8 protein-coding genes and 1 pseudogene are annotated in these 8,783 nt (G+C 67.6%); 5 read left to right on the top strand and 4 right to left on the bottom strand.

Annotation, left to right across the window (positions count from 1 at the left end; translation table 11 throughout):
- Positions 1 to 560 (bottom strand): annotated as a pseudogene (locus LJE61_RS13660) (hypothetical protein); the annotation flags it as partial.
- Positions 557 to 943: a S24 family peptidase gene (locus tag LJE61_RS13655; RefSeq protein ID WP_296912335.1), complete on the bottom strand. Its 387-nt coding sequence runs from the start codon at positions 941 to 943 to the stop codon at positions 557 to 559. The pseudogene LJE61_RS13660 and the gene LJE61_RS13655, both read right to left, overlap by 4 nt.
- Before the next feature lie 98 nt (positions 944 to 1,041).
- Here LJE61_RS13655 and LJE61_RS13650 point away from each other — a divergent pair, with 98 nt between their 5' ends.
- From LJE61_RS13650 to LJE61_RS13635, 4 genes are all read left to right on the top strand, one after another.
- The gene (locus tag LJE61_RS13650; RefSeq protein WP_296918663.1) at positions 1,042 to 2,868 is read left to right on the top strand and encodes an ABCB family ABC transporter ATP-binding protein/permease; all 1,827 of its coding nucleotides are present in this window, start codon (positions 1,042 to 1,044) and stop codon (positions 2,866 to 2,868) included.
- Positions 2,865 to 4,481, top strand: a complete 1,617-nt coding sequence (locus tag LJE61_RS13645; RefSeq protein WP_296912339.1) for an ATP-binding protein — start codon at positions 2,865 to 2,867, stop codon at positions 4,479 to 4,481. Before LJE61_RS13650 ends, LJE61_RS13645 begins: the two co-directional genes overlap by 4 nt.
- A complete protein-coding gene (locus LJE61_RS13640; RefSeq protein ID WP_296912341.1) occupies positions 4,481 to 5,143 on the top strand; it encodes a response regulator transcription factor in 663 nt (220 codons plus the stop codon). The genes LJE61_RS13645 and LJE61_RS13640 overlap by 1 nt, the downstream gene beginning before the upstream one ends.
- Positions 5,144 to 5,319: 176 nt before the next feature.
- Positions 5,320 to 5,787: a rhodanese-like domain-containing protein gene (locus tag LJE61_RS13635; RefSeq protein ID WP_296912344.1), complete on the top strand. Its 468-nt coding sequence runs from the start codon at positions 5,320 to 5,322 to the stop codon at positions 5,785 to 5,787.
- A 30-nt stretch (positions 5,788 to 5,817) separates the two neighbouring features.
- Here the strand turns inward: LJE61_RS13635 and LJE61_RS13630 are convergent, their stop codons facing one another.
- Together LJE61_RS13630 and LJE61_RS13625 are read right to left on the bottom strand one after the other, a co-directional pair.
- A complete protein-coding gene (locus LJE61_RS13630) occupies positions 5,818 to 6,570 on the bottom strand; it encodes a UDP-2,3-diacylglucosamine diphosphatase (RefSeq protein WP_296918661.1) in 753 nt (250 codons plus the stop codon).
- 51 nt (positions 6,571 to 6,621) lie between these two features.
- Positions 6,622 to 7,110 (bottom strand): peptidylprolyl isomerase, encoded by a 489-nt coding sequence (locus LJE61_RS13625; RefSeq protein WP_296912349.1) that lies wholly within the window; start codon positions 7,108 to 7,110, stop codon positions 6,622 to 6,624.
- Between the two features lie 396 nt (positions 7,111 to 7,506).
- On the opposite strand from LJE61_RS13625, the gene cysS reads away from it, so the two are divergent.
- The coding region (gene cysS, locus LJE61_RS13620; protein ID WP_296918659.1) for a cysteine--tRNA ligase at positions 7,507 to 8,783 on the top strand (1,277 nt) is incomplete at its 3' end.

Here is an 8,783-nt window from a genome sequence, read left to right as displayed (position 1 = left end):
CGCGTCTCGAGGAGCCTGACCTCGGCCTCGGCGACGGCGAGCGCGGTCCCGGCCTGTGTCAGCTCGGCGTCCGAGGCGGCGCGCCGGCGCACCAGATCCTCGAGCCGCTGCACATCGAGGCGCGCCTGATCCTGGGTGGCGCGCGCCTTGTCGAGCTCGGCGCGCAGCAGGTCGTCGTCGAGTCCGATCAGGAGCTGGCCCTGGCGGACCGGGTCGCCCTCGAACAGCTCCAGCTCGGTGACGCGGCCTTCCTCCTGACTGAAGATGCGCACCAGGCGCCGATAACGCAGCGAGCCGGGGCGCTCATGGCTGCTGCTCGTGGCCGTCTTCTCCACGGTGACGGCGGAGACCAGGTGCTCGGCCGCGCTGCGCCCGGGATCACCGCGCTCCTCGGGGGGCGCATCCGTTCCCTGCGAGCAGGCCCCCAATCCCAGGATCAGGCCGATGGCGAGCAGGATCCGGGGCGGTTGCGGCCGCCGCCGGGCGCGACGCCGCCGAACACCGCCCCGGGAGGGAGCGGTCTGCCGCGGGGAGACGCCGGTGGACTCGATGGCGGTCACCGGCCGGTCAGATCCGTGATGGGGACGGTCGGGGAGGTCTCGGGCTCCGCGGAGTAGTCATAGTGTTTGATCTGGCGCCGGATGTTGCGTTGAATGATGACACCGAGGACATGCCAATCCAGTCCGTTGAGCTCGATGTCGGGGTAGATGCGGTTCAACGCGATCAGGCGCTCGGCACCGTTCGACTCGCGGACAAACTTGCGGAACCATCGTACCCCCTCGACCTCGGCGAACACGAAGCTGTTGTTCTTCCGCACGTCCGTGGGCTCGATGATGACGATACAGCGGTCCGGAAACTCGGGCTCCATCTGATCGCCCAGGACCTGGAGGGCATAGGGCTCGTGCATGCTGCAGCCCGTGCTGTCCATGGTGGGATCTGCCATGATTCGTCCTCATTTCCGCATGTTGGTGGACAGGGAGCGGGCGGGTGGCCGCCGCGATCACCACAGTAGTTGCCGGGCAACCCCAAAAAAAGGCTTGCATGAACCGAATCTCCGCCACCGAGCGCATCCACGGTGACCGCCGTGACTGGCACAACCTGCGCGCGATGCTGCCCTACCTCTGGGAGTTTCGGGGCCGCGCGGTCCTCGCGCTCGCCTGCCTGGTGCTGGCCAAGGTCGCCAACGTCGGGGTGCCGCTGGTGCTTGGCGCGATCGTCGATGCCTTCGAGGCCACGCGGACGCAGGTCCTGGTCCTCCCGCTCTCGCTCCTGCTCGCCTACGGACTGCTCAAGCTCAGCGCCGCCCTCTTCAACGAGCTGCGCGACGTGGTCTTCGCGCGGGTGCGCTACCGGGCGATGCGCCGGCTCTCCACCAAGGTCCTCGATCACCTGCACCGCCTCTCCCTGCGCTATCACCTGGGGCGTCAAAGCGGCGCCATCAGCCGCGACCTGGAACGCGGGACCCGCTCCGTGTCCACCATTCTCAACTATGTCGTCTTCAGCGTCCTGCCCGTCCTGGTGGAGCTCGCGCTGGTCGCCCTGATCCTGCTCAAGCGCTACGCACCGTCCTTCAGCCTGGTGGTGTTCGGGACCGTCGCGGTCTATTTCGCCTTCACCTTTGCGATCACCGAGTGGCGGATGGACTACCGCCACCGGATGAATCGTCTGGACTCCCAGGCCAACAACCAGGCCTTCGACAGTCTCATCAACTATGAGACGGTCAAGTACTTCGGCAACGAGCGCATGGAGCTCGACCGCTACGACGGGACCCTGTCCGAGTGGGAGGAGATGGCCGTGAAGAGTCAGACCTCCATGTCGCTGCTGAATTTCGGGCAGGGGGCGATCATCGCGATCGGGGTCACCCTGATCATGGTGTTCGCCGCCCGCGGCGTGGTCGCGGGCGACATGAGAATCGGCGATCTGGTCCTGGTCAACGCGTTGATGATCCAGTTGTTCATCCCGCTCGGGTTCCTCGGTATCGTCTACCGGCAGATCAAGTACGCGCTCGCCGACATGGATCTCGTCTTCAAGCTGTTGGAGCGCCGCCCCGAGATCCGGGACCGAGCGGACGCCAAGCCGCTGCGTCTGCGCGAGGGCGAGATCCGATTCGAGCACGTCGACTTTCACTATCAGCCGGAGCGGCCGATCCTGCGGGATGTCGACTTGCGGATCGCTGCCGGCCAGAAGATCGCCGTCGTCGGCCACAGCGGCGCCGGCAAGTCTACCCTGGCGCGTCTGCTGTTTCGATTCTACGACGTGACCGGCGGGCGAATCCTGATCGACGGGGAGGATCTGCGCGAGGTGACCCAGGAGAGCCTGCGCGCCGCCATCGGGATCGTCCCCCAGGACACCGTGTTGTTCAACGACAGCATCTACTACAACCTGGCCTATGGGCGTCCGGGCGCGACCCGTCCCGAGGTCGAGCGTGCCGCCGAGATGGCCCACATCCGCGGCTTCGTCGAGGGTCTGCCGGACGGCTGGGAGACCATGGTCGGCGAGCGCGGCCTGAAGCTCTCCGGCGGCGAGAAACAACGGGTCGCGATCGCCCGCGCCATCCTGAAGCAGCCGCGGATCCTCGTCTTCGACGAGGCCACCTCATCACTGGACAGCCATACCGAGCAGGCGATCCAGCAGACGCTGGCGGAGGTGGCGGAGAACCACACGACCCTGGTGATCGCCCATCGCCTGTCCACGGTGGTGGACGCCGACCGTATCCTGGTGATGGACCAGGGCCGCATCCGCGAGCAGGGGACCCATCGTGCGCTGCTGGAGGCCCGCGGCCATTACGCGGCCATGTGGGACCTGCAGCAACGCGAGGGCCCCGACGCATCGGAGCCGGTGGCGATGGCGCCCGAGGTGGCTCGATGAATCCGACCCCGCTGCGTGTCGCCCCGGATCACGCTGACCGACCCGAGAACGCGCGGGTCCGCGCCATCCTGCGAGGCGCCCGCCTGGCCGGCCCGATGGGCCTGGTCGCGGCGCTGCTCGCGGCCTCGACGCTCCTGCTGCTGCTGCATTGGGTCTGGCCGCAGTGGGTCTGGCCCCGATACGCTGCCCTGGGGTGTCTCTTGGCGGCGTGTGCCGGAGCCCTGATCGGCTGGCGGCGTCTGCGCGCCCAGCTGCTGCTCCCGCTGGCGCGTCTGGAGCACTCGCTCGCCCGGGTCTGCCAGGGCGAGCCGGGGGCCGGCGATGCACTCCAGGACCTGGGTGTGCTCAAGCGGATCGCCCGGGACATCCGCAGTCTGGACGAGGAGCTGACGGAGCTCTACGAGGAGATGGACGATCGGGTGGCCCGCCAGACCAGGCGCCTGGCCCAGAAGACCGCCTCGCTGAAGATCCTCTACGACGTGGCTGCCGGGATCCATCAGGCGGAGAGTGTCGAGGAGCTCCTCCTGCGCTTCCTGCGGGTCCTCAAGGAGATGGTCAACGGGCGTGCCGCAACGGTGCGCCTGGTGATGCCCGACGGCTCGCGCCGCCTGGTCGGTGCGATCGGGCTGGACGACGACCTGGTCCGCGAGCAGGACATCGGCCCGGTGGACCTCTGCCTCTGCGGGACGCTGCTGACGCCCGGCGAGATCGTCTGCCGCAACGATGCGCGCTACTGCGCGCGCATCTACGGCCGGCGCATGTTCGCCAGCAGCGAGATCGAGATCGTCACCGTCCCGCTGGAGCACCGCGACGAGCTGCTCGGGGTCTACAGCATCTTCGTCGACCGGCCGGGATTGAAGGCGCGCGAGGATATCCTGGACCTCCTCTCGACCGTCGGGCACCATCTCGGCGTGGCGATCGCCAAACAGCGATCCGACGCCGAGGCGCACCGCCTGTCGATCGTGGAGGAACGCAACTCGCTCGCCCACGAGCTGCACGATTCGCTCGCCCAGACCCTTGCCAGCCTGCGCTTTCAGTTCCGCATGCTGGACGATTCCCTCGGCGCGACGCCGATCTCGGAGGAGGCTCGCAATGACCTCAGCCGGATCCGCAACGGGCTCGATGAGGCCCACACGGAGCTGAGGGAGCTGCTGGCGAGCTTCCGCGCCCCCCTCGACCGTCGCGGGCTGGTCCCCGCCCTGGAGAAGCTCACGCATCGCTTCGGTCAGGAGACCGGTGCCCACGTCCTGTTCCAGAACGACTGCCGCCCCTTCGAGCTCTCCGCCAGCGAGGAGCTTCAGATCCTGCGCATCGTCCAGGAGTCGCTCGCCAATATTCGCAAGCATTCCCGGGCGCACACGGTGAGAGTGCTGCTGACCCGTGAGTCCGGCGGCCAGCACGTGCTGTTGATCGAGGACGACGGGATCGGCTTCAGCGCCCCGGCCGCAGCGGCCAGTCCGGGCGAGCACATCGGCCTCTCGATCATGGAGGAGCGCGCCCGGCGCATCGGCGCCGAGCTGCGCATCGAGAGCGAGCCCGGGGAGGGGACACGCGTCGAGGTCATCTTCGACGGCGTCCGGCGCAACCCCCGCCTGGCCAGGGCGGCCGCCTGATGCGCATCCTGCTGATCGACGATCACGCCTTGTTCCGGTGCGGCCTTCAGGAGCTCCTGGAACGTCGGGGCATCCAGGTGGTGGCGGCGGTCGGGGACAGCGCGACCGGCCTGCGGCGGGTCGCCGAGACCCTGCCCGACGTCGTCCTGCTCGACATGCGCATGCCCGAGCTCAGCGGGCTGGAGACGCTTCGCCGGCTGCGTGCCGCCCATCCGGCGATGCCGATCGCCATGCTGACCACGAGCGCCGAGGAGCGCGATGTGATCGACTCGTTGCAGAGCGGGGCGCAGGGCTATCTGCTCAAGGACATGGAGCCCGACGCACTGATCACGGCCTTGGGCGAGATCGTGCAGGGGCGCACGGTGGTGGCGCCTGAGCTTGCCATCGTCCTGGCCAAGGCGGTGCAGGGCGATGCCGGTGGTGCGCCCCCGGTGGGCCGGGTCGCCGATCTCACACCGCGCGAGCACGAGATCCTCTGCCACCTCGCCGAGGGACAGAGCAACAAGGCGATCGCCCGGCGTCTCAATATCTCGGACGGCACGGTCAAGCTCCATGTCAAGGCGATCCTGCGCAAGCTCGACGTCCATTCGCGCGTCGAGGCGGCCGTCATTGCCGTCGAGCGCGGTCTGTGCGAGCGTGGCGCGGGCCGCGACATCGGATAGGCCTGAGCCGCGTTCCGAGTCAAACAGGTTGGTTCCTCGGAGGGCAGCCACCGGTGGCGAACAGGGACCCAGTGCCAGGGAGGGCACGCCGGGGACCAGCTGAGGGATGGCGCTGACGCCCATGTCGGCTCGCAGACACCCCGGAGCCAGCCTTTTCCTAAGGAGTCGTCCGTTCAATGAAAAATTTTCTCGACCTGATCAAGGACTGTCTCAGCGACATCAAGGAGATCATGCCCTGGGATCTCGAGGAGCGGCTGCAGGAGAACCCGGATCTGCTGCTGGTCGACGTCCGCGAGCCCGACGAGTTTGCGGCCATGCACATCGAGGGGTCGCTGAATGTCCCGCGCGGCATCCTCGAGTCCGCCTGCGACTGGGACTATGAGGAGACCGTCCCGGAGCTGGTGCGCGCGCGCGACCGCGAGGTCGTGGTGGTCTGCCGCAGCGGATACCGGAGCGTGCTCGCCGCCCACTCGATGACGGTGCTCGGCTACAAGGATGTCGCCTCCCTGCAGACGGGGCTGCGCGGCTGGAAGGACTACGAGCAGCCCCTGGTGGACGGGGACGGCAATTCGGTCGACCTCGACGAGGCCGACCGCTATTTCACCCCGCGGCTGCGGCCCGAGCAGATGCGTCCGGCGGCTTGAGCGAACGGCGGGGCGGCGAGCGCGTCCGGCTCAGGCGCTTCGATCAGACCCACCGGGCAGGATCGCCTCGCGGCGCCAGCCTCTCGACCCGTGGATCAGGACCTCGCCCCGGTCCAGGTGCCATTCGGCCAGGACCGAGCGCCGCGCGGGTCGGCCGTCGATCTCCAGCAGCTGATCGCCCGGGCGGTGGGTGTGCCCATGGATCAGCCGCGAGGCGCCGTGCCGGCGCAGATAGTCTTTCACCGTCCCGGGATTCACGTCCATGATCGCGGGCGGCTTCTCGGCGGTCGCCGCCCCGCTCTTGCGGCGGTAGCCGGCCGCGACGGCGCGCCGTGCCTTGAGCGAGCGCCAGAGGAACAGACGCTTGACGAGCGGGTTGCGGATGCGTCGCCGGAATCGTTGATAGGGGATGTCATCGGTGCAGAGCAGGTCGCCGTGCATCAGGAGGGTCGGCTCGTCGTCGAATCGCACGCGGGTGGGATCCGGTAACAGGCGACAGCCGCTCGCGCGACAGAACCCGGGTCCGATCAGAAAGTCACGATTGCCGTGCATCAGGTCGCACCGGGTCCCGGACCGGGTGAGCGCTCCAAGCGCGGCTTGGACCTCCACATTGGGTGAGCTGTCATCATCGTCGCCGATCCAGACGTCGAAGAGGTCGCCGAGGATATAGAGACGTTCGGCCTCGCGGGCGCGCCCGGCGAGGAACCCGAGGAACAACGACACCGTCGCCGGGCGATCCGGGGACAGATGCAGATCGGAGACGAAGAGGGTCTCGCCGGACACGCTTCAACAGGGGCGGACGGCGCCTGCACGGGGGCGCCGGCCGGGCCGTCCTCAGTCGACGACGACGGCCTGCTCGATCATCACGTCCTGGATGGGGACGTCCTGATGACCGTGGCGGCTGCCGGTCTGCACGCCCTTGATCGCATTGACCGCTTCCATGCCTTCGACGACGCGGCCGAAGACACAGTAGCCCCATCCGTCCTGGCCAGGATAGTCGAGGAACCCATTGTCGGAGACGTTGATGAAGAACTGGGAGGTCGCCGAGTGCGGGTCCATGGTGCGCGCCATGGCGAGCGTCCCGGTCAGATTCTTCAGCCCGTTGCTGGCCTCGTTCTCGACCGGGGCGCGCGTGGGTTTGGGTATGAAGTCCGGGGTCATGCCGCCGCCCTGGATCATGAAGCCGTCGATGACGCGGTGAAACAGGGTGCCGTCATAGTGGCCGTCCCGGACGTACTGCTCGAAATTGGCGCAGGTCTTGGGGGCCTTCTCAACATCCAGGTCGACGAGGATGTCGCCATGGTTGGTGGTGAGCTTGATCATTCGGATCTCCGGTTGCTGTGCGAGGTGCGCCGGCTTCGGGCGCACTCCGGATCGGGTGTGCTTTGAACTGCAACCGCGTCTGCCACGGCAGCCGCAGGCTGGAGCGGGGCGAGGCCCTCAAGTGAAGATGACGCATGCCACGCTCGAGGCGCGTTGACGACCATGGTACGGGCTTTGTCCGAGCGGGAAAAGGCGCATTCACGCCGAGCACGGCGCTTTGTTATCATGGACCCGCTGCCGCGGCACCGCCCCGCGCGTGTGAGCCCTGGGGAAGCGCTGCATGACTCGGCGCTTCCCGGGCGGGGCAGGAGCCCCGCCATCTTGAGCGGCCTAAGCGACTGAAAATCCATCTGTGACTGGTCTACATCAGTCCTTCCCCCAGAGAGATCTTCAAGGATGCTACAGATCCACAACAGCCTGACCCGCCGGAAGGCGCCCTTCCAGCCGATCGTGCCCGGTGAGGTGCGCATGTACGTCTGCGGCATGACGGTGTATGACTACTGCCATCTCGGGCACGCGCGTGTGATGGTGGTCTTCGACGTGGTCTATCGCTATCTGCGCGCACTCGGTTATCAGGTCACCTATGTCCGCAACATCACGGACATCGACGACAAGATCATCCGCCGGGCCGCCGAGGCCGGCGAGCCGATGGACGCGCTCACCGAGCGCTTCATCCGGGCGATGCACGAGGACTCAGAGGCGCTGGGGATTCTGCCGCCGAGCGATGAGCCGCGCGCCACCGCTCACATGGACCAGATCCTCGCGATGGTGCGGACCCTGATCGAGAAGGGGTTCGCCTATCTCGCCGATAACGGCGATGTCTACTACTCGGTGGCGCGGTTTGCGGACTACGGCAAGCTCTCCGGGAAGGACCCGCAGGAGCTGCAGGCGGGCGCCCGTGTCGAGGTCGACGAGGCGAAACGGGATCCGCTGGACTTCGCCCTGTGGAAGGCGGCGAAACCGGGCGAGCCGGCCTGGGATTCGCCCTGGGGACCGGGGCGCCCTGGCTGGCACATCGAGTGCTCGGCCATGAGCACCTGTGCCCTGGGCAACCACTTCGATATCCACGGCGGCGGGGCTGATCTGCAGTTTCCGCATCACGAGAACGAGATCGCCCAGTCCGAAGGGGCGACCGGCGAGCCTTTCGTCAATGTCTGGATGCACAATGGTTTCGTGCGCGTCAACGAAGAGAAGATGTCGAAGTCGCTCGGCAACTTCTTCACGGTGCGGGAGATCCTGCAGCGCTTCCGCCCGGAGGAGGTGCGCTACTTCATCCTGACCAGCCAGTACCGCAGCCCCCTGAACTATGACGACGAGCACCTGGAGCGCTCGCGAGCGGCCTTGACCCGCCTCTACACCGCGTTACGCGGCCTGCCGGACGCCGATCCGGCCGGGCCCCGGTCGCCGCTCGCCGGGCCTTTCGTCGAGCGCTTTCATGCCGCGATGGACGACGACTTCAACACGCCCGAGGCGCTGGCGGTCCTGTTCGACCTGGTCCGCGAGGTCAATCGCGCGCGGGTGGAGGATCCGCCCGCCGCGGCCGGTCTGGGCGCGGAGCTGCGCCGGCTCGGCGGCATGCTCGGGATCCTGCAGGACGATCCGGAGACGTATCTGCGCGGTCAAGTCGCCTCCGAGGGCCTGGCGGACGCGGAGATCGACTCCCTGCTCCAGGC

Source organism: Thiocapsa sp., from assembly GCF_022340925.1.
GTDB lineage: Bacteria > Pseudomonadota > Gammaproteobacteria > Chromatiales > Chromatiaceae > Thiocapsa.
The sequence above is the reverse complement of the archived record's forward strand: the minus strand, read 5'-3'. Positions and strand labels throughout refer to the sequence as shown.

Excerpts from the sequence above, each read along its gene's own strand:
- LJE61_RS13635 (WP_296912344.1), top strand. The coding sequence starts at position 5,320 with ATGAAAAATTTTCTCGACCTGATCAAGGACTGTCTCAGCGACATCAAG.
- LJE61_RS13650 (WP_296918663.1), top strand. The coding sequence starts at position 1,042 with ATGAACCGAATCTCCGCCACCGAGCGCATCCACGGTGACCGCCGTGAC.
- LJE61_RS13625 (WP_296912349.1), bottom strand. The coding sequence starts at position 7,110 with ATGATCAAGCTCACCACCAACCATGGCGACATCCTCGTCGACCTGGAT.
- LJE61_RS13640 (WP_296912341.1), top strand. The coding sequence starts at position 4,481 with ATGCGCATCCTGCTGATCGACGATCACGCCTTGTTCCGGTGCGGCCTT.
- LJE61_RS13645 (WP_296912339.1), top strand. The coding sequence starts at position 2,865 with ATGAATCCGACCCCGCTGCGTGTCGCCCCGGATCACGCTGACCGACCC.
- LJE61_RS13655 (WP_296912335.1), bottom strand. The coding sequence starts at position 943 with ATGGCAGATCCCACCATGGACAGCACGGGCTGCAGCATGCACGAGCCC.